General features: G+C 39.6%; 16 protein-coding genes. 8 read left to right on the top strand and 8 right to left on the bottom strand.

Annotation, left to right across the window (positions count from 1 at the left end; genetic code table 11):
* Window positions 1-96: 96 nt before the first annotated feature.
* Window positions 97-1,374 (bottom strand): PDDEXK nuclease domain-containing protein, encoded by a 1,278-nt coding sequence (locus UABAM_RS31185; RefSeq protein WP_151971899.1) that lies wholly within the window; start codon window positions 1,372-1,374, stop codon window positions 97-99.
* A gap of 565 nt (window positions 1,375-1,939) precedes the next feature.
* Between UABAM_RS31185 and UABAM_RS31190 the strand changes: the two genes are divergently transcribed.
* From UABAM_RS31190 to UABAM_RS31205, 4 genes are all read left to right on the top strand, one after another.
* Window positions 1,940-4,990: a serine/threonine-protein kinase gene (locus UABAM_RS31190; RefSeq protein WP_151971900.1), complete on the top strand. Its 3,051-nt coding sequence runs from the start codon at window positions 1,940-1,942 to the stop codon at window positions 4,988-4,990.
* A 145-nt stretch (window positions 4,991-5,135) separates the two neighbouring features.
* Entirely contained in the window at window positions 5,136-5,816 is a 681-nt protein-coding gene (locus UABAM_RS31195; RefSeq protein ID WP_151971901.1) for a hypothetical protein, read from the top strand.
* A gap of 12 nt (window positions 5,817-5,828) precedes the next feature.
* Complete coding sequence (locus tag UABAM_RS31200; RefSeq protein ID WP_151971902.1) at window positions 5,829-7,217, top strand: alpha/beta fold hydrolase; 1,389 nt, start codon at window positions 5,829-5,831, stop codon at window positions 7,215-7,217.
* 65 nt (window positions 7,218-7,282) lie between these two features.
* Entirely contained in the window at window positions 7,283-8,206 is a 924-nt protein-coding gene (locus UABAM_RS31205) for a serine/threonine-protein kinase (RefSeq protein ID WP_151971904.1), read from the top strand.
* Between the two features lie 38 nt (window positions 8,207-8,244).
* Here UABAM_RS31205 and UABAM_RS31210 read toward each other — a convergent pair whose 3' ends face one another.
* Window positions 8,245-10,377 (bottom strand): serine/threonine protein kinase, encoded by a 2,133-nt coding sequence (locus UABAM_RS31210; RefSeq protein ID WP_151971906.1) that lies wholly within the window; start codon window positions 10,375-10,377, stop codon window positions 8,245-8,247.
* A 114-nt stretch (window positions 10,378-10,491) separates the two neighbouring features.
* Complete coding sequence (locus tag UABAM_RS31215) at window positions 10,492-10,821, bottom strand: hypothetical protein (RefSeq protein WP_151971908.1); 330 nt, start codon at window positions 10,819-10,821, stop codon at window positions 10,492-10,494.
* A gap of 167 nt (window positions 10,822-10,988) precedes the next feature.
* Here UABAM_RS31215 and UABAM_RS31220 point away from each other — a divergent pair, with 167 nt between their 5' ends.
* Window positions 10,989-11,561: an RNA polymerase sigma factor gene (locus UABAM_RS31220; RefSeq protein ID WP_151971910.1), complete on the top strand. Its 573-nt coding sequence runs from the start codon at window positions 10,989-10,991 to the stop codon at window positions 11,559-11,561.
* A 4-nt stretch (window positions 11,562-11,565) separates the two neighbouring features.
* On the opposite strand, the gene UABAM_RS31225 is transcribed toward UABAM_RS31220, so the two are convergent.
* Both UABAM_RS31225 and UABAM_RS31230 read right to left on the bottom strand, forming a co-directional pair.
* The gene (locus UABAM_RS31225) at window positions 11,566-12,360 is read right to left on the bottom strand and encodes a leucine-rich repeat domain-containing protein (RefSeq protein WP_151971912.1); all 795 of its coding nucleotides are present in this window, start codon (window positions 12,358-12,360) and stop codon (window positions 11,566-11,568) included.
* Window positions 12,361-12,437: 77 nt separating this feature from the next.
* Complete coding sequence (locus tag UABAM_RS31230) at window positions 12,438-13,292, bottom strand: hypothetical protein (protein ID WP_151971914.1); 855 nt, start codon at window positions 13,290-13,292, stop codon at window positions 12,438-12,440.
* 178 nt (window positions 13,293-13,470) lie between these two features.
* On the opposite strand from UABAM_RS31230, the gene UABAM_RS31235 reads away from it, so the two are divergent.
* Entirely contained in the window at window positions 13,471-16,176 is a 2,706-nt protein-coding gene (locus UABAM_RS31235) for a phosphoenolpyruvate carboxylase (RefSeq protein ID WP_151971916.1), read from the top strand.
* Between the two features lie 445 nt (window positions 16,177-16,621).
* On the opposite strand, the gene UABAM_RS31240 is transcribed toward UABAM_RS31235, so the two are convergent.
* Together UABAM_RS31240 and asd are read right to left on the bottom strand one after the other, a co-directional pair.
* Window positions 16,622-17,617, bottom strand: a complete 996-nt coding sequence (locus UABAM_RS31240) for a glycosyltransferase (RefSeq protein WP_151971918.1) — start codon at window positions 17,615-17,617, stop codon at window positions 16,622-16,624.
* A gap of 1 nt (window position 17,618) precedes the next feature.
* On the bottom strand, window positions 17,619-18,455 hold the full coding sequence (gene asd, locus UABAM_RS31245; RefSeq protein WP_151971920.1) for an archaetidylserine decarboxylase: 837 nt from the start codon (window positions 18,453-18,455) through the stop codon (window positions 17,619-17,621).
* A gap of 66 nt (window positions 18,456-18,521) precedes the next feature.
* On the opposite strand from asd, the gene UABAM_RS31250 reads away from it, so the two are divergent.
* Window positions 18,522-18,785 carry a hypothetical protein gene (locus UABAM_RS31250; RefSeq protein ID WP_151971922.1) on the top strand — a complete coding sequence of 88 codons (264 nt, stop codon included), beginning with the start codon at window positions 18,522-18,524 and terminating at the stop codon, window positions 18,783-18,785.
* Between the two features lie 86 nt (window positions 18,786-18,871).
* Window positions 18,872-19,105 (top strand): hypothetical protein, encoded by a 234-nt coding sequence (locus tag UABAM_RS31255; RefSeq protein ID WP_151971924.1) that lies wholly within the window; start codon window positions 18,872-18,874, stop codon window positions 19,103-19,105.
* Window positions 19,106-19,115: 10 nt separating this feature from the next.
* On the opposite strand, the gene UABAM_RS31260 is transcribed toward UABAM_RS31255, so the two are convergent.
* A complete protein-coding gene (locus tag UABAM_RS31260) occupies window positions 19,116-20,789 on the bottom strand; it encodes a DUF885 domain-containing protein (RefSeq protein WP_151971926.1) in 1,674 nt (557 codons plus the stop codon).
* Window positions 20,790-20,806: the final 17 nt, after the last annotated feature.

The following is a 20,806-nucleotide window of genomic DNA, read 5'->3' on the forward strand; positions in this document are numbered from 1 at the left end:
TGATGCTGCAAACTATTAGCCTTCGTGGCTTTTGTGTTATTTTCACTATAATATTTTTTCCATCAAAAGTCACAATAATATTCTAGCGCTCCGTAGTTATTTTCCTTTGAGTTTAGAAAAAACTTCATAGTAATGCTCCGTCAACTCATAATGACCGTTTTTCTTGGCTCCAACAAATTTAACAACGCCTTTTCTCTGAAACTTTTCAAAATCGCGATGACCGGTACGTTCGGAAATTTGATTCATCTCTAAATATTCTGGCATTCGAATTTCATTGTGTTGACGGAAATAATCTAACAACTTCGCACAACGCTTTTTCGTAATTCCTTTAAAATGAACAAGAATATTTTGGTATAGATCAATAGAAGCTTCCACTTCTTCCATATCATGACTACGGTGTCTATCCTGTTGAAATGAGTGGAGCAGGTGATCTTTGTAATTTGTCATCTCGCGCTTGAGTTCTTCGGGAGATGGTAAAACCAATCGGTACTCGGCAGTGTATATTTTGTTTTCAAAACTTCCAAAGGCATATTCCACCATAACATCATCTTTTCCCGCACACAGAATAATAGCAATCGGTTCGTTTTCGCCTTGCAACATTTCGTGCTCTTTACAATAGTTTAAGTAAAAATTCATTTGCCCAGCATCTTCAGGCTTAAAGTCGCGAATTTTTAAATCGATGAGAACTAGTGACTTTATGATGCGGTTATATAAAAGCAAGTCAACATAGTAGTGGTCATTGTTAAAAGAGATTCGATACTGGCGCGCAATAAAGCAAAACCCTTTCCCCATCTCAAACAAAAATTCTTGCAAATGAGAAATAAGTGCGCTTTCCAAATCGCTCTCGCTATACGCTGCCTGTTCTTTTATACCCAAGAATTCAAAAATATACGGACTTTTGATTAAATCCTCTGGCGATGTAATCTCCGCTCCCTTTTGCGACATTTTAATAACTTTTGCTTTATCTTTACTCAGCCCCAGTCTTTCAAACAACATACTATTTTTTTGGCGAATGAGCTCGCGCACAGACCAATTGTTTTTCACACACTCAATTTCATAAAAAGAGCGTTGTAGTTCATCTTTAATTCTGATTAACTCGATAAAGTGCGACCAACTAAGAGAAGAAAACAACAAGCGTAAATAGTCTACATCGTTTAAATCTCGTACAAGACCATTTTGTAGCCCTTTATTCTTGGTAACATTGAGATCAAGTATATTTTTATCAGCCAATTTTGCAAACAGTGTTTGCGAAATTGGCAGGTAAACCAAAAAAAATTTCCTGAAATTCGCTAAGTGTCTTACAGAGAAACCTTTACCAATCCTAGTAGTAGATGATATATCTCGTGGGGCATACGGATCTATTCCCGAAGTCAATCAGTCAAATACAACGGGCAGCATGGCACGTCTGATGATCACAAACCAAACGGAATATACTCTAACAATACGCTACAGTGGAAAAACGTCCAAAAAAGTTGTCCTTTCTCCCGGTCAGAATACAATAGTATCCCTGGCAAAAGGTTTATACAGAATCGCAGCCTCGGTCAATGCTTTTCGAGTGAGTAACTATTATGGAACACGAAATATTACCGGTAGTTACAGTACAAGATACTATATTAGTCGTAAGTAACCGTTCCCCGGTTTGAAAAGGCAACGAAATGGTCGCACGAATAAACGATCGTAAGGCTTTCAATGCCAAAAATTTTATCTGTCAATTCCCGAAGCAGTGTTTCGGAAATTGACAGGTAAAACGATAGTAAATCTCAAACTAAAGTTAAAAAACATTAATCAGCTAATTTGCTATGCGGCCAAATGGTCTTCTTTTCAAAAAATAGAAACCGACTTATGAAATATCCATTAAAAAATATTTTACATTTTTTAATGGATATTATATTTTAAAGTGTCTTTTGAGCCATTTAATATACATATATGGGGATACGCCATGACGGAACCGAATAATAACAATGAAAATGATATAAACAATAAACCAAAAAACACTTCGTATATCGATGGAGAAGCGACCGCTTTTGATATAAATAAACCCACAACGCCTTCCAATGCAACTCCTCAGTATATTTCGGGAGAGCAAACGATGGTCCCCAATGACGACACGGGGACTTCGACAGAAAAAGAAATCAGTACTTTTGCGGCCATTCCCGTAGACCAAGAACAAAGCAGTATTCCCGAAGCCATTGTTGTACAAGAACAAAGCAGTATTCCCGAAGCCATTGTTGCACAAGAACAAAGCGTATTCAGCCAAAATCAAGAAGAGACCGTCAATCCTGAATCGCATACCATGGAAAGATTACCATTCTCAGGAGCAGTAGAGGTTCAAGAACAGACAATCAATCCCGACGATATTGTCGCAAAACACCCCCCAAAAAAACATGTAGATATTCCCAACCCCAAAGAAACAAACAACATCGTGCAAGAAGATACGCTTAACCCAGATGATATGACAGTTGCGTATAGCAAAGATATCACCGTTCCTTACAGTGAAGACGTCACTGTGCCGCTACAAGACAACTCTAATTTTGAAACAGCAAAAACAGAGGCCCTGAACAAAAACCAAACACAAGTAACAAACATACCACAACCCAATGAAGTAACAAACACCGATGATATTAGTGATCGTTTATCAGCAGTAAATATTGCTAAAAAAGAAACTTCAAAGTCATCGAGAACCGATCCTCAGAGTCATAAAATGGAAAATACCTCACGTAGAGAAAATGTGACTCCTCCCGAGACAAAAAAATACTACCAAAAGCCCCAGCTTCCTTCCAATTACCAATATGTAAAACCAATATCGAAAGGTGGGCAAGGAGAGGTGTGGCTTGTGGAAAACACGAATATGCATCGCTACGAAGCGGTAAAAATTTTGAGTAATATTGGCGAATCGGGTTTGGAGAGGTTTCGTCGTGAAATACACTATATGGCGGCACTCAACCACAATAACATCGCCACCATTTACTATGCCAATCCTGAAGAGGCCTACTTTATTATGGAAAACCTACCTCAAGGAACTTTTGAGGTCGTCACCAAAGATAACGCCATGCCGATCGAGAAAAAAGTGCGGTTGCTGAAAGAGGTACTAAAGGGTTTGTCTTTTGCGCATCAAAAAGGATTTGTTCACCGCGATTTAAAACCAGGAAACATTTTATTTTCCGACGATATGACACCAAAGATTACGGATTTTGGTTTGGCAAAAATCCAAGATGAAAGCGACTTGACAAAATCGCAGGCCGCATTTGGAACACCGAGTTATATGTCACCAGAGCAGTGGGAAAATGCCAAGGATGCCACCTCATTATGTGATATATGGGCCATTGGCATTATGCTGTATGAAATTATTGCCGGAAAAAAGCCTTACTCCGATTTGAGCAGTTACCAACTCATGTATGCCGTTGTGGCTGAAACGCCTATTCCTTCTCCATACCAAAACCACGAAGAACCACTAACACCTCAACAGAAAATGCTAGAGTCTATTTGTTTGCAAGCCTTGGCAAAAAACCACAACGAGCGCTACCAAAACGCGGAAGATATGATCAGTGATATACGCCAATATTTGGGTGACGAACCATCGATGATTTCCCAAGAAGTGTACAAACCAAAATCTTGGTTAAGTACCGCCGTAGCATCTATGATTGTTGTGATGTTGTTTCTAGGTGGCTATGTTGGTATTCAATTATATCAATTAAACAACATGCAAAAAGAATATGCCAAACTTACACCACAGTCTACACTGCAAGATTGGCAAGCTTTTGTTGATAAATTTAGTGCCAATATTATTTATTTTACAGAAGACAACACAATGTTGAACGCTGCCAAAAATCACGTTGCCCAAGCTAACGTAAAACAACAAAATTGGGATAAAAAACTCAATGCCATGCGCGCGGCTTTTGAAACAATAAAAAATGCCAAACAAGATTCCCCAGCAACAATAGAACAATGGAAAACGTTCTTAAAAAAGTTTAGTCAAAATAACCCTTACTCCAAACAAGACGAGCAAATGTACAAAATAGCTAGTGATACCGTTGAAAACTATGCTAAAGATCTACAAAATCAGAAACTCAAAGCACAAAAACTAGATCGCGAAAAGTGGCGTAAAAGATCACAACAAATGCAAACTCAATTTAAAACCATTGCGAAACAAAAAGCATCGATATCAGAGAAAATAGCGCTATGGGAAAACTTTCTTAAAAAGAATAAAGCGCCAAACCCATATACACAACAAGATCAAAAGTTAAAAAAAGAAGCAAACACAATGATCGCGTCTTTACGCAAAGAACTTCAAAAATACAAAAAACAACAAGCTCAAAAAACAGCGCAAAAAAAACAATGGTATTCACAGCTGCAAAGAATGAAAAAATCTTTTGAGACAATTCGAAAAAGTCGCCGTGGTTTGCAAGAGGAGTTATCTCTGTGGAAAAAATTTACCAAAACATATGCAAAGGAAAATCCCTACACAAAAACAGATAACAAAATGCGTAGCTATGCGCAAAATAGAATAAAAGAGCTGCGTTTAGCCATCGAAAATTGGCAAAATCAATTGGCAAAAATGCAATCGACCTTCGCTCAATTACAGAAAAAACGAGCTTCCGTTTCGGAGTGGCAAGTCTTTCTTTCTCAATTTGCCCAAAATAACCCTCTTTCACAAGAAGATGAGCGCATTAAAAATCAAATTCGACAATACCTAGACCAAATACAAAATAATGCGAAATACAAAATAATCATTATTAGCAAAAACAATAAAGTATTAAAAACAGTACAGAGTATACTTGCACAAAACGGATTTAAAGTAGATGTGCTCCCCATAACAGCGCGAAACAATGAAATTGTATATTATACGGTGGAAGAACCAACCCCAAACCATATCATGTTTAGAGTCAAACTCATTCAAAAAATAATACAAAAGCAGATAAACAACAAGTTCTCTTTGCAAAGAAAAAAGCTGCGTAACAAAGAGTTTGAAATAAAAATCAAAATAAAATAATAAAGTTTTCTAACCACATGGCCATTTTTACGAAATATATGGTAGAGGTATGTTGTTAATCCGTGATTATCGGCAATAACAACCGTAATCATCCAAAACATACTATTACCTATTTCCATTTACTTATTCATTGAAGGATACATTCATGCTGCAAAAACTTATGTTGTTAACCCTCGCGCTATTATTTTTACAAAGTTGTCGGGTTGCGCCTATTCAGATGGCACGCGTTACACAAATAGACTCGTATAAGCAAACATACAATTTTAAAGACGAAAGCCAAGCGGCAAGAGCCTTAGAAAAACTTATGGGGCAAAAAAACTGGGAGATTTTAATCGATTACCTCGGTTCCAGTGAATATTTTCAAGAATTGCAGAGCAAAAACATTTTCGTCAAGGGAAGTTTTGTGATGTCGATTACCTTAAATCCTAAAGATCACAACCGCTTCTTGGTCGAAGGTTTTGGACGCTATTATGTTGTACGCAATAAAACAAATGAGGTACTTTTTTCTGCTGACTATCGCATCATCGAAAAACAGCATACGATTGATGATTTCCAAAAGAAAAAAGTCCTAAACGTAGATGTCCAGCACTCCATGATCCGCCACTTTCCAACAGAAGGTGAGAAAAACTTTTATCATGAAGCACCATTTAACATGAATATATTTGTAACTTCTACCACAGACGGTGTGTACACCTTGAATTATGACAAAGAACATGAACTCGTTATCGATGGCGAAGTTGTGGGAAATATGTATTTTGCAAAATCATTAGCACAGCAAAAACTAATTGATTTACGCGATATGGGCTATGTCAAAAACGATTATTAAACTAGGTATATTATGCTAAATAAACTAATATTGTTTCTGTTACCGTCTTTACTATGTGGATGTTTTGTCAATATCCCTTTCCAATATACAGACATTGTACAAACCGAAAATTCACTACCAAAATTTCAAAAGTTGACCAAGGACAATAATATTATTTACCAAAGTTCCTTTGGTTCTCCACGTCAGTTGGGAATGACCTCGACTTCTTTTATCGTTTTGAATTCATATGACGACATTTTCGAGGACCAAATTCCGGGAAAAGCCGGTGTAGATGTACAACGAGCTAACTATCATGAACTACCAGCAGATTTCTTAGGTGCGCCTGTTGGTCATAAACCTTTACAAATAAAAGGGCGTATTGTTCATGGCAGCAAAAAAGCAATTATCATCATTCATGGTATTTTTTTTAGTAAAAGAACATATTTCTTAAAAGAATATGTTAGAGTTGCTCAAGAACAAGGCTTTTCAGTGGTATCTATAGATATGCGTGGCCACGGGGAAAGCTTATCTTCCGAAATGAGTGTTGGCATATATGAAGCTCTTGACCTTTGTTATCTTGCAAAGCGTCTGAAAAGCGATTATGGAATAGAGTACGTAGGCCTTATCGGCTTTAGCCTTGGTGCACACACCACAATACGCGCTATGTATGAATCTTCACAGGAAGCAGCTCTTAGTGGCAACGCCCCTATTATCGACGCGGGTGTCGCGATTTCTCCTCCTTGTGATATGGTGAAAGCTTTTGATGATTTAAAACAACACGGATTTGGGCGTACGACCAGTAATTTTTTCCATGGCTTGTTTTTGAGCCGCATCGAAGCTTTACGGGAAAGTAAATTTATTCAACAAGATATACAAATCAACGAGTTCGACGAATACATTAATCAAATCATTTTGCCGCGCTACCAAGCAAATCGCAATGCCACAAAAAGCGATGAGAATCTACAATTTTTGCGCGAAAAAATTTACGGAGAAGAGTATAAATATCTCGACCAAAAAACCCAGGAGTATATAAGCAAATTTAAGTCCATGAAAAATCATAAGGATCTACTCAGAGAAGCCAGCACACATGACTTACTCCCAAAAATAAAACTACCACTGCTCATTATCCATGCACAAGACGATACAACAATAGATGTACAGCATATTTATGAAGCCGCTGATATCATCAATAAGCAGAAACTCAATAATATTATGGCGATCGTTGTTCCAGATGGTGGTCACATTTCACTACATCATGTGGATCCAAACTGGACATATAGTACGGTATATGGATTTCATCATTATTGTGCGGGAATTTCTCCACAAAACTTTAAACCCATTCGCGAAGTTAGTTCTTTGTGGTATTATTTTGATCGCGTACTATATCCAAGTCAACTCAGTTTGTCGTGGACGCTTTTTTAAACAATCGCATAAATCCCGTCTAGATAAATAAACGTAGACGGGATTTTTTTAGGGAAAAAGGAGAAATGATGCACAGTAGTTATTTTGAAAAAAAATGTGATTGTGAACACACCATAGAAATTGAAATGTCGCAAAATACTGATTTTCTTTGCATCAACTGTAAAGTGTGCGGTGGCAATTACCTTTTCAAAATCTCCCAGTACATTGTCAACAGCATGCTCGGTAGCGGTGGATCGGGGCAGGTATATCTAGCAACAGATCACAATGGAAAACAAGTCGCTTTAAAAACCCTGGCGCATCCCACCCAAGCCAACTTAAAACACTTTGAACGCGAATGCAGTATGCAACAAAAACTACAGCACAAAAATATCATTCAGTTGTTAGATCAAGGTAATCATGGAGATCTTTATTACTTGGTCATGGAATATTTTCCAGGGCAAACCTTCGACGAAATTATCACCGAAAGAGGGTATTTAACACCACGTGAAGCAATAAAAATAATTTTGAGTGTTCTGAGTGGTCTGGCATATGCGGATAAATTAAATATGGTTCATCGCGATATCAAACCAGAAAATATTTATATTACGGACGATGGTCAGGTAAAAATTCTGGATATGGGTCTAGCAAAAATAGTGGATGAAACCTATGGATTGACAGATGCTGAAGCGATTAAGGGGAGTCCTTATTTTATGTCTCCCGAGCAATTGGCTGCGACCAAAACCGCCGACATCCGTGCGGACATTTATTCGGTAGGTGCAACGCTTTACAACGCTCTATGTGGAGTAGAGCCTTTTAGTGGACACAAAACAATACTACAAGTTGCCATCGCCAAGAAAGAGAATAAGTACCAGAGTTTAAAGGATTACGACATAGAAATATCACCCGAATTAATAAGAATAGTCGAAAAATCGATGGCGCTTATCGACTCTCGCTACCAAAATCCTCAAGAAATGATGCAGGATTTGTATGACCTATACAAAAATCTATAATTTACTTTCGTTGTGTGCGCATTCGTTAGTGCTTTACCTCAATCGCTTATTTTTAAACGTATCTCTTTTTTATCGGCAATTTTAATTTTTTTTATGTGTAATTTGCGATGAGCAAACTTTGCGACAATATTACAAATATGCTGTACTTGTTGTAATGTAGGAGTACTTTCTAATCGACTGTAGTATATACATTCATTTTTACTCGTTTTTATGTTTAATACATCGGTTCGGAAGCCTTCCTTTTGCAAAATAGCGGTACACTTTGCCAAGATTTCTTTGTTTTGTACAATCAAAATAACGAGCATTTGACTATTGCGTAGTTTTTCATTATTTAGCTCTAATATTCGCGCTTTTATTTTTTGGCGTATGTGATTGTCCTGAAAAAAATATGGTATATCGCGCTGGATCTTATCATAAAAACTCTGCCACGCCTCTATTCTTTCATTAATTAACACGTACGGAGTTTTTTCAACTTGGGAAAATTGTGCCATTATCTGCTGAATCTTTTTCTTGTATGTCTGTAATGTACGTATCTTCGTGCGAGCCGTTTGCCGCATTTTATCGTCCCTATCTGTATAGGGATTATCCTGCACAAAGTCGCGAAGAAAAATTTGCCAATCTTTTACTTTACTGCTATTTTTCGGATACTCGCGCTCCATTTTACCCAAACGAATATGCCACTTTTTCTTGTGTATATTTTTGCGCAATACTTCCACTCTTTTACGAGCCGTCTGTCTCATCTTGTCATCTTCATCTGTGTAGGGGTTGTCCTGTGCAAAGTTGCGAAGAAAGGTTTGCCAATCTTTTACTTTACGGCTATTTTTCGGATATTCACGCTGCATTTTCTCTAAGCGAACACGCCATTTTTCATGGGCACCTTGTTCCAGGTTGACTGTATCCGAACCTTGTTTATGCAAAGACGGTTTTGCACCATCCGTATTTTCATCATTTGTTGTTTGTCGATTTGCGCTTGGCTGATTTGTATTTTGCACATTAGGCGTTTGCTGTTTTTGTCTTTTTACTATTACTTGCTGGTAAAAGGTAATCATTACTGCTAAAGTAAGACACCCCAAGCCATAGATCATCATTTTTTGATAGCGAAGCGATTTTTGCGGCTTAGATGTTTTTTGTGCAAGCGCTTTTTTCAAAGCATCCGCCATATCTTTCACTTGGGCATAGCGATTTTCGGGATTTTTATTTAGCGCTTTTTTACAAACTTCAACAAGAGCATTCGGTATTTCAGGATTATAGACTTGCGGCGACACAATTTCTTGGTTGCGAATCGCATGGAGAAGATCACGCTTTGTTTGTTCATCAAAAGGAAGCCTTTGTGTTAATAGTTGATAAAGAATAACCCCCAATGACCATATATCCACTTGAAATGTTTGCTTTGTCGTCGGAACAGTTTGTTCAGGGGACATATAAGACGGTGTACCCAGAATTTCAATACTAGTGAGACTTGTAATCTCATCTTTTATTTTACCTAAACCAAAATCCAAAACGACAAATTGTTTGTATTTGCTATACATAATATTTTGCGGTTTTAGATCTCGATGCACGATACCATTTTCATGAATTTTTTGTATGGCACTCAAAAGTACCAAAAATTTTTGGCACCAAAAGGAATAGTGCAAAGAACTATTATTGATAATTTGGTCAAATGTTTCTCCTTCCAAATACTCCATGACCAAATAGTCAATACCATCTAACTCGCCATAATCAAAAACTTGTACGATATTAGGGTGTGATAGGCGCAAAATAATAGAAATTTCTCGCTGAAAACGCTTCTTTACTTTTTCAGAAATCGTCGACAAATCCATAATTTTCATCACCAAAGGGCCGCGAAATTTAGGAGAACTTACTCTGTAAATCATTCCCATGCCACCACGAGCAATAAATTGTTCGACCTTGTATCCCGCAAAATCGAAAGTTTCTTCTTCGGTGATTAAACGTTCGAATTTATCGCGAAAAGAATTATTTTGTCTATCGAGAATTTCGGCAATGACTGTAGGAGTAACCAGTCCTTGTTCTTCCAGTAATTTTCCCAAAAGCGTTTCCACATTTGCAGCACCACTTCTGCGTTTTTCTTGTTGCATAGCCAATACTTCATCGCGTTCTTCTGGTGTAATCCACCCTTCCTCAACGATGAGTTCTCCTATTTTTTTGTGCATTTTTCCACCACCTAATGACGAAATTTTTTAAACCACTATTAGGTTATAATAATTTACTATTTTTAGGCAATAGAAAATCAAATTTGTATCACGAATTCACAATTTAGTATATGATTAGCGACCAAATAGACTATTTGGAGCGCCAATAGTTCCATAGTCTTCCATAGAGGTAGTGGAAGAATTGTTCATTACACCAAATTCTACACTACTTGAATTTGTTTTTGTATTTGACAAACCAAGAGAATCCCACAAAGAACTGCGATTAGACTTTTCAATACTCCTAGATGGTGAATTTAACTGTAAGCCTGAGAAAACACCGGAAGATTCCGAGAAGTTAAAATCGTTACTAAATTGAGAAAATGAAACAGCAGAACGATATTCAGGTGAAGGAAAAGATTGGCACCCACTCGCGATAATAGCAATAAGTATAAAAAGTTTTTTCATGTTTGTTCCCCTTTTGAAAGTGTATTTTAATGGTTAAGTATTGTGTTCATTTACATATGTATTCCGAGTAACAAAACAAAAGGTTATGATGAAAAATTTTTTTTCTAAACTTACTGCAGAATGTTATGATGGAAAAAAATAATTGTTGCAAGTAAAGGGAAAACACAATGGTGGAAAGCTTATCAAAAATTGATACTCAGTGGAGCGAAATGGAAAATATTGCCCACGACAATGGTCCTTCGATGTTAGCAGAGTATTTGGCAGCAAAATATTATGACGCTTTAGCGGCAAAATTTAAGCGTTATGCCCCACGCCTAGACGATTTAAAGACGTATGAATTGGCATCAGATGTATTATACGATTTAATAAAAAATGACTACCGTGGCGTAAAACGTTTAAGTCGCGATCGCGGACATTTACGCGGTCTTTTTTTTCGCATTATAAAATCTAAACTTTTCGAGGTGGGCAAACAGAAAAAAACATCTACTTTCGAAGGGTTTGAGAAAGAAACCAACGTTGATGAATGGGTAAATATATATATCGATTTCAACGACTCTGTAGAAAAACTTAAGGAGCAAAGACCAAAACTACACCTACCATTTAGTCTTTTCTATCTGGAAGGGAAAAAAATTGCAGAAATTGCCACAGAACTGGGCATTAAAGAAAATGCTGTCAAACAGCGCCTTTATGCTGCTAGACGTTTTTTGGCCGATCTTTTACAAGAGTACAAATCTAAATAGCTCACTATTTTTCAAAAAAATACGAATCCCGTGGCGTCATGAGGAGTTTGCTATCCGGAAAAGCCTCTTGGAGGAATCGCTCTTGTTTTTCACTGAAGTAAATCCATAGTAGGTCGATTAAAACAGCGTTTTGTAAATTTTTGATTTCTTCACTAACCTCCGTGATAGGATTGTTGTCACACCACAGCTTTTTTAGCTTGGTAAGATGCTTAATTTGTGGGGGGATATTACGTATTCTGTTACCCGTCAAAGACAAGTATACTAAATTTTTTAGTTCTGTCACCGCCAGAGGAAATTCTATCATCTGATTGTGTCGTAGACGTAACTCGATTAAGTTATCGAGTTTGCCCATTTCACGAGGAACAGCTTTAATTTTATTAATCGAGGCATTGAGGTAATGTAGTTTGCGCAGATGTCCTATTTCAGGAGGGATATGAGTGATGTGATTTTCAAATATCCACAGATGGGTCAAATGTACTAATTTTGATATATCACGGGGAATACAAGTGATGTTATTTGAGGAAAGATCAAGTGCGGAAAGTGAAGTCAGGGAAAAAACATACTCAGGTATTTCGTCCAAATTAGCTCGTGATAAATCAAGCTCTAAATCTCCGGAAAATCCACAGTTCACGAACTCACAACCTCGGGGATTTTCCAGAATTACTTTGCTGCGGAAACTACAATCGTGAAAAGAGCAATTTTTAAATGTGTGCTTTCCTTCGCTGAGATAAAATATGCATGCAAAATACGTGGTGTTGTCTTCGATTTTATTGAGCGATTTCCCCTTAATTTTTCGCATTAGTTTTCTTTCTGTAAAAGCGACCGGTTATATAAAACCATCGGTCAAGTGACGATGGTTTTATATATGGCACTCGATTAACGATTCTCGCGAATGGCTGTTTGCTGCATCAGAGTACGCATATTCGCTTCTAAATCTCCGCGTAAGTCGATAGATTGTGATGTTCCCAAATCGTCATTGAGTATATCAATAAAAAAGAATCCGGCCAATAAATCCACCATCTCCACAGGGTGAATCCCCACCTTAAAAGCCATCGGTATTAGCTGTATTTCTGCACCTATTGCCCAGAAGTCGCGCGATTTTTGATAGACGTCATCTAAAGGACTTTTGATACCCGCTTTGGTATAGGCAATGGCTCTTGCGCCACCTGTAGAAGCATGAGCTTCACCCATTGCCCCCAATTCAAAAGGAAAAATTTCCACAGATTCGCGAATGCTCGCACGTGAACTTAGATGACGACGGTCAAGGCCAATGAGTACCTCACCAGCGGAAATTTGCGCACCTAACGCTCCGTATTCGGTCATGTTGATATTGACTCCAACACCCGCGGAAACACCTGTTTCTACATTTAGTAAATCAAGTACATCCAAAACTCTATTGGGTAAATACAGTAGTATTCCCCATACAATACTATTGCCACCATCACTGGCGATGCGATCGGTGTAGTTTGAACCAAGTGTCGCTTTATTAAACAAAATATCTAGACGTGGGTCTTCTTGCAAAACGATCTTTTTGATTTCTAACGCACGACCATTGTCTGGCTCTGCATCTAGGACTGCACGTGCAAGTATTGCAGCTTGTGGATATTTCTTTTGAGTAAACTCTTCCTCTAAACCACTTTCGACGACTTTTAGAGCCGCGTCGTATTTTTCCTGATTAAAACTCTGGCAACCAACAGCCAGAAAAATAACGAGAAAACAAATGTATCTCATCGTATGTCTCCACTTCGTAAAGTTTTATCATTTTTTGGATTTAGTGCTGAAAAGATCTTATTGTCAATAAAATATGGTAAAATAGGTTTGACATTGTGAAAAATGTTTGTAATAACCACATTGTAACTAAAACTCTAACCGTTGTTAACCTTTCTGGAATAAGTTCATGGTAAATGATATGAAAAAAGATGTTAATGCGCAAGGTACAAACAAAGTCTCAGCAGATTTGTATTTTGTGATGGAGTGTTTTCAGCATGTCTTACAAAATTTAGGTGAGGATGAAATTGCCAAGGCTCTGCCGTGGTTATGTGACGAAAACGCCCCAGTGGAACTTTCAAACGATCCTTGTATCTTAAACAAACAAATCCAAGCCTTTAGTATCGCGTTTCAAATACTAAATCTCGTCGAAGAAAACGCCGCTGTTCAGCATCGCAGGCAAGTAACAGATTCAGAGAAAGCGATTCGCGGTTCATGGGAAGAAACATTTCGCGGTTGGCAAAAGCAAGGTATCGAGCCGCAGCAAATGGCAGAATTGATTTCGAGTCTAAACATCTGCCCTGTTCTTACTGCACACCCTACAGAAGCGAAAAGAATTACCGTTCTCGAAATACATCGCGAACTATATTTGTTACTTGTGAAAAACGAAAACACCATGTGGTCAAATCTAGAACGCGAGGCCATTCGCCGTGAAGTACAAGCACTCCTAGAACGCTGGTGGCGCACAGGTAATGTCAATCTAGAAAAACCGCAAATCAGTGACGAACGCGACAATGTCATGCACTACTTCTCACATGCATTTCCGCTGGCACTACAGATGAGTGATCAACACTTACAAAATGTATGGCGAAACATGGGCTTTGATCCTAAATTACTGTGTCGCGCAGAACACTATCCGCGTTTGCATTTTGGAAGTTGGGTAGGCGGAGATCGCGACGGCCACCCTTATGTAAGTGCCGATGTCACCGCATCGACCTTGCGTAAACACCGCCAGGCCGCTTTAACTATCTTACGCGACAAGCTCGTTGATTTGGCGAAACGTTTGAGTTTTTCCGCTCTACGTAATGAAATGCCACAGTCACTGCAAGATTTTATTACTCAGCGCAGCGAAATCCACGGTGACGCTGGACAAAAAGCCCTAAAACGCAACCCCAAAGAGCCATGGAGACAATTTGTCAACTTAATGATATTGCGTTTACAAAATACCTTAGATGAAAACGACAACAATGACTTAGTTTACCTCAGTTCACAGGCACTTCAAGAAGACTTACAATTGCTGCGCTCTACTCTAGCAGAAGTAGGAGCACAAAAAGTCGCCGACCATTTGCTGTTCCCCATTGAAAGACAGGTACAATGCTTTGGTTTTCACTTAGCCAAATTGGACATTCGTCAAAACAGTAGTTACCACGAAAAGGCCCTAGATCAGCTATTAAAATTTTGCGGAGAAACACAGCAGCACTATAGTGAAATGAACGAGGAGCAACGCATAGAGTTTTTAAACAACGAACTCAGCAAAAATCGTCCTTTTACTCTACAAGGAAGTAAGTGTGGAAAAGAAGCCGATGAGCTACTCGCTTACTATTGGGAAGTCAAAAAATACACCGAATTGTATGGCTACGATGGCGTGGGTTCCTTCATTGTGAGTATGACACGCGGTGTGAGCGATTTGTTGGTGGTGTACCTATTTCTTCGTGAAGTAGGATTATTACATTCCCCCATTCGCGTAGTTCCCCTTTTAGAAACAATAGAAGACTTACAGGCCGGAGAAAAAATTTTACAAGCCTTTTTCACCCACCCTCTTACCCAAGAGCGCCGCAAATACCAAGACGGTTTCTACGAAGTGATGCTGGGTTACAGTGACAGTAACAAAGATGGTGGAATACTAGCAAGTCGCTGGAATATATACCAGACAGAGAAAAAACTCAGTGCCGTCGCCGCCAAACACGATGTAAAACTGTGCTTTTTTCACGGTCGCGGAGGAACCATTAGCCGTGGAGGTGGAAAATACCACCGCTTCTTAGATAGTATGCCGGCAGGTTCCGTCAGCGGACACATCAAACTAACCGTCCAAGGAGAAACCATCGCCGAACAGTTCTCCAACCCTATGAGCAGTATATACAATCTAGAAATGCTGCAAGCCGGTGTCGCACGTCAGGCAATGAAGAGCTACTTAGGAAAAACCCATGAAGATTATCCTACCGCGGCAATGAATAAGTTGGCCAGCCTAGCCTTCACCCACTATCCACAACTAGTCAACCACGACCATTTTATCGAATTCTACAGCAACGCCACCCCCATAGATGTCATCGAACACAGTAAAATTGGCTCCAGACCTGCACGACGCACAGGTAAACGTTCCTTGGGAGACCTACGCGCTATTCCGTGGGTATTTAGCTGGAACCAAGCACGTTTTAACCTTACCGGATGGTTTAGCGTGGGAAATGCTTTACAACAATTGCAAACAGAATCTCCCGATGAGTACAAGCAATTGAAAGAAGTCAGCGAGTCATGGCCATTTTTGTTCTACACCTTGATTCAAGTAGAGACAAATTTACTCAACGCCGACGACAAGGTAATGCAAATGTTCGCCAACCTAGTAGGCAACAAAGACGCACAAACGGCGCTGATGGACGTGTTGTTGTACGACTACAAAGAAGCGCTAAAGCAAATCACCCACATGTTCGACGCTCCGGTATCCGAAAGACGTACCCGCCAGCTAGAAAACATCGCGCGCCGTGGACCTATTTTGGTAGCGCTACACGAACTACAGGTCAAAAAACTCCAAGAATGGCGTGCACAAAGCCAAAGCAAAGAAGCCGAAAAACTTCTCAAGGATTTACTGCAATTGACCAACGCCATCTCTGGTGGATTGAAAAACACCGGTTAACAAACCGCACAACAGAAACTTACCTTTTTCAACGTGCGTTGTAGGGGCGGACAGGGTCCGCCCGTTCCCTCAAATACCGGTTGACTTTCGTTTCCAACACCGCACAACATAAATTTACCTCTTACAACGTGCGTTGTAGGGGCGGACCCTGTGTCCGCCCGTTCCCCCAAATACCGGTTGACTTTCGTTTCCAACAACGCACAACATAAATATGTTGTGCGATTAAAAAAACGACTTACAAACTCGTGTCATCCCTGACTTGATCAGGGATCCAGGCGCATACAATTTAACTTTGTTTTGTGGATTCCTGGTCAAGCCAGGAATGACACGGTTTTGTAAGTCTTTATTTAGAAATATTTTACATCTTAGCTTGACAGGTATGTGCTTTTACAGGGATGACAATCTAAGTTAGTGTTTTGGCTTAGAGATAGTAACTATGGTTTCCCTAAGCCATCAATAAAAAATCTACGCCATTGGTCAATCCACGTTCCTCTAGGTAGGCGGTGATCTTGTCGCGAATACCGCGATTTCCTACGTAAGAGAGTACAAAAAAATCGCTGTACTGCACAAAGTCTTTTTCGTAGTGGTACACGGGTTTTTGGTGTATTGTTTTGCCAATTTTTTTGGCGTCTACGTCTATGTATCCCTGGATATTGACGCCATAATCTCGCAGCAGTGCCGCATATTGTCGTGCTTTTTTTCCTGCTCCCCACACCACAACTTCGCCAATACCTTTCTTATCTAGCCACTTCGCTAAGTAGTGCGTCTTACACGCATAAAATTGACTTTCATGATAGCGAGGGTCTGTTCGGGTTAGGCGTTGTGGTGGGTCGTTCCAGGTGAATAAATACTCGGGAAGTTTTTGTATGCGCACCCCGTGATGCAGCCAGCGCAGCCACAGTTCGTAGTCTTCGGGAAAGTCGTGACTGTAACCACCGTGTTTGTCTATCAGGCTCTTACGGAACATCATGCTGGGATGTATTAGCGGAGTTTCTACGAAACGATTGCGGTAGATTTCCTCACATGAGAGAAGTGTGTTTGTCCACGTGACAAATTCTTGCATGCCCTTATTGTGCTGCGTCGTTTCACATCTTACACGGCACGACACCGCACCTATGTGTTCATTTTCTCGTAGAAAATCGTATTGTTGCTGTAGGCGATTTTCGTGGCATAGATCGTCGGCGTCCATGCGTGCGATGTACGCGCTTGTCGCGTTTTGGATACCTATATTTAAAGCGTCGACGATCCCGCGATTTTTCTCTAGCGAAATTACATTTATGCGTTTGTCGTTGTAACTGCGTATGAACTGCGCTGTATGATCACGAGAACCGTCGTCGACGATAATTAACTCGTATTGCTGTAGAGTTTGCCTTTGCAGGCTATCTATGGCATTTTTGATGTGTTCTTCGGCGTTGTATACGGGTAGGACAATCGATATCATTTTATTTGCATACTTCGGCGATTTTTTGTCCTAGGAGTACATCACTCTCTGGGGTGTCTTGTGTTAACTTTACTTTGCCTTTTTCGAAGAGTAGCACGACTGTGGAGCCTAATTCGAATCTGCCTAGTTCTTCACATTTTTGCAAATTCACATCCTCGTATGTTTTAAACACACCTTTGCGCCAAAAGTTATTAGAAGTGACGCTATCATAGACTACCTTAATTTTACCGACATTTGTCGCTCCGACCTTGACTACCGCTACTTTGCCTGCGGTGTCAGACTCGATAATGGAAATCAAACGTTCATTTTTGGAAAAAATGTGATCGATATTATTGATCGCGAACGGGTTCACGGGATATAGTTTTCCCGGAATGTAATTAAGAGATGTCACCTTACCAGCGACGGGAGTATGAATACGATGATAGTGGCTCGGGCTTAGGTATATTGTCATGTATACGCCTCCGCGAAATATCTCAGCGTATTCTTTATTGGCGACGAAAGCGTCTAGGGAGTACTCGCGTCCCTTGGCTTGGATCAAAGTGTCCCTTTTGATTTCGCCACTGTAACCTACGATACCGTCTACAGGAGACACGATACTATGTGTATCTTCGTCTATTGGGCGACATTCAGGGCGTAGTGCCCGGGTGAAAAATTCGTTAAACGTGCGATATTTTGCAGGCACGGCTTCGTTCATGCTGACTTTGTAAGCACGCACAAATGTAGCGATAAGAGGTTTGAGTATAAACTGTGGTAATTTTAGACTTGTCAAAATCCCCACGATGTAGCTCAGCAGATTTTTTGGCAATAGGTACAGTAACAAAAGCTTGGGATATTTCACATTAATTCCTCTCTGAAGGTCCTGAGCAAAAGATAGGTTAAAAGAGCGATGAGTACGAAAGTCGATATGAGGCCGTTTATAAGCCACAACAGCAAGTCCATGTCGCTAGAAGAGTTGTTTTTCTTTGCCATGATGTATAGCGCAACGATACATGTCACACACAAAAATGCGCATAAAAACAGATACAAATATATTTTTTGTACAGGAAAAATCTCTGTAGGTGGAGAAAAAACCATTGCGGCAAATATTGCGCTAACACTCCCAAATACAGAGGCTAAAACAACCAAGGTGTTACGAATAAAAAGAGTAAGCATAGATATTTTTCCATAAAAAATTTGACATTTGTTCAAATATGTCGAAATATTAAAATGTCGAGCACAGGAACTCGAAAAGTCTTTTACATAAGGGGATTTACAATGTTACGTTTACTCGCAATATTTTCTCTAATGGGTCTTATCTTTACCATATTTACAAATTTTGAAGCCCAAGAGTATACGGATATCAAATTCAGTAGTCATGGTGAAAAAGAATACTACTTCATGCAAGTTCACCCAGAAGAACAAGTAAAAGAATCAAACCTAGGTGAACGCGAACTACCCATTATCCGCACCCACTACAGTTATTCTTACAAAAATAGCAATAGTTGGTAAGATTTACCAACTATTTGCCTTGCGCAACGTATGACTTGATATTCTCTTCTAATATGTTTAATGGGATCGCCCCCTCTTTTAAGAATACGTGATGAAACTCGCGCACGCAAAATTTTTCTTGCAAACCTTCTTCGGCTAACTTGCGCAGAGCACTCACCTTTAACTCACCCATTTTGTAACTCACGGCCTGCCCTGGCAGAGAAATATATCGATCCACCTCCACAGTGACACTGTGTTTTGTTAACGAAGAGTGACTCGAAAGATAATCGATGGCCTGTTGCCTGCTCCAACCAAAATAGTGTAGTCCGGTATCCACCACTAAACGACATGCACGCCACATCTCAAAGGACAACCGTCCAAAATCGCTATATGGATCTTCGTAAAAACCAATCTCTTTGCCAAGTTTTTCACAATACAGAGCCCAACCTTCCAAAAAGCCTAAAAATCGCGCAAAACGTCGAAACTTCGGCAACTCTGTCAACTCTTGTTGTATGGCAATTTGCAAGTGGTGCCCAGGAACAGCTTCATGTAGAGATAAAGCCTCCAACTCGTACAAAGGTCTCGATTCTAAGTTATAGGTATTCACAAAATAGAAACCAGCGCCATTGCCATCTCCAGGAGCGGGCATATAATACGCGGCTGGCATACGCGCCGCTACTTGATCCGGAACTTTTTTAATTCCGTACGGTGTGCGTGGCAAATGTGAAAAGAGCTGTGGCAATTTACCATCCATGGTCTTCAAAATAAAACTTACCTCTGCGAGGAGCTGTTTTTCACTTTTTGCGTAGAATCTTTCGTCGCTATGTAAAAATTTACAAAACTGTTCTAGATCCCCGCTAAAATTGACTTGCTCTAAAATTTTCAGCATCTCTGCTTTGATGCGTTCGACTTCGCGCAAACCAATATCATGAACTTCCTGAGGTGTCACATCAAGAGTTGTTTGGGATTTCACCAAAAACTCATAACAAGCTTTGCCATTGGGAATCGCGGAAATACCTATTTCTTCGCGTGTGTTTGTAATATACTCTTCGCTTAAAAATTGCAAAAAGTTTTGGTAGCTCTGCTGTATTTCTTGTACCGCTTGTTCGCCAGATTCTTTTAGCTCTTGACCATTTTCTATCGTTACTGGAATTTTTAAAAACGGCTGGAACAAGGGGTTTTCGTCTACTTTTTGCTTTGCTTGCGTACTGATACTTTTCGTACAAGAAGACAATGCCACCTTTGGCAAGGTACAACCTTTTTGTAGCCCCACGCGCATTAATTCAATATGTTCTTCAATGTATTGTGGTATTTTTTGTAACCGTGTAATGTACATCTCGTAATCTTTAGCTGCACGCAATACAGTATAGTTTGGTAGCTCTGGTAGATACACATGAAATCCGTGAACTTGACTTAGAGGCATCAAATGCATATTAAAGTGAAAACTCTGTAGTTTTTCATCGAGAAGTCGGTGCATTATTTTGTGATTGATTTGATCCGTTTGCTTGAGTTCATCTACATTTATCTGCTGTAATTTTTCGACAAATTCACGTTTTTTTGTCGCTTGCTCTTCAATGTCCTCCAGGCGCAATGAGGGGAGACGATCGTTGTAACGATGATCTCCGTAAAACGTGGCACTTAAGGGATCTGTCTCCATCTGCCATTCCCATATTTCATCAAAAAGCTGCGAAAGCTGCTCTGTCATAGAAGTTCCTTTCTCAA

The sequence above is a fragment of the Candidatus Uabimicrobium amorphum genome (assembly GCF_009002475.1).
Lineage (GTDB): Bacteria > Planctomycetota > Uabimicrobiia > Uabimicrobiales > Uabimicrobiaceae > Uabimicrobium > Uabimicrobium amorphum.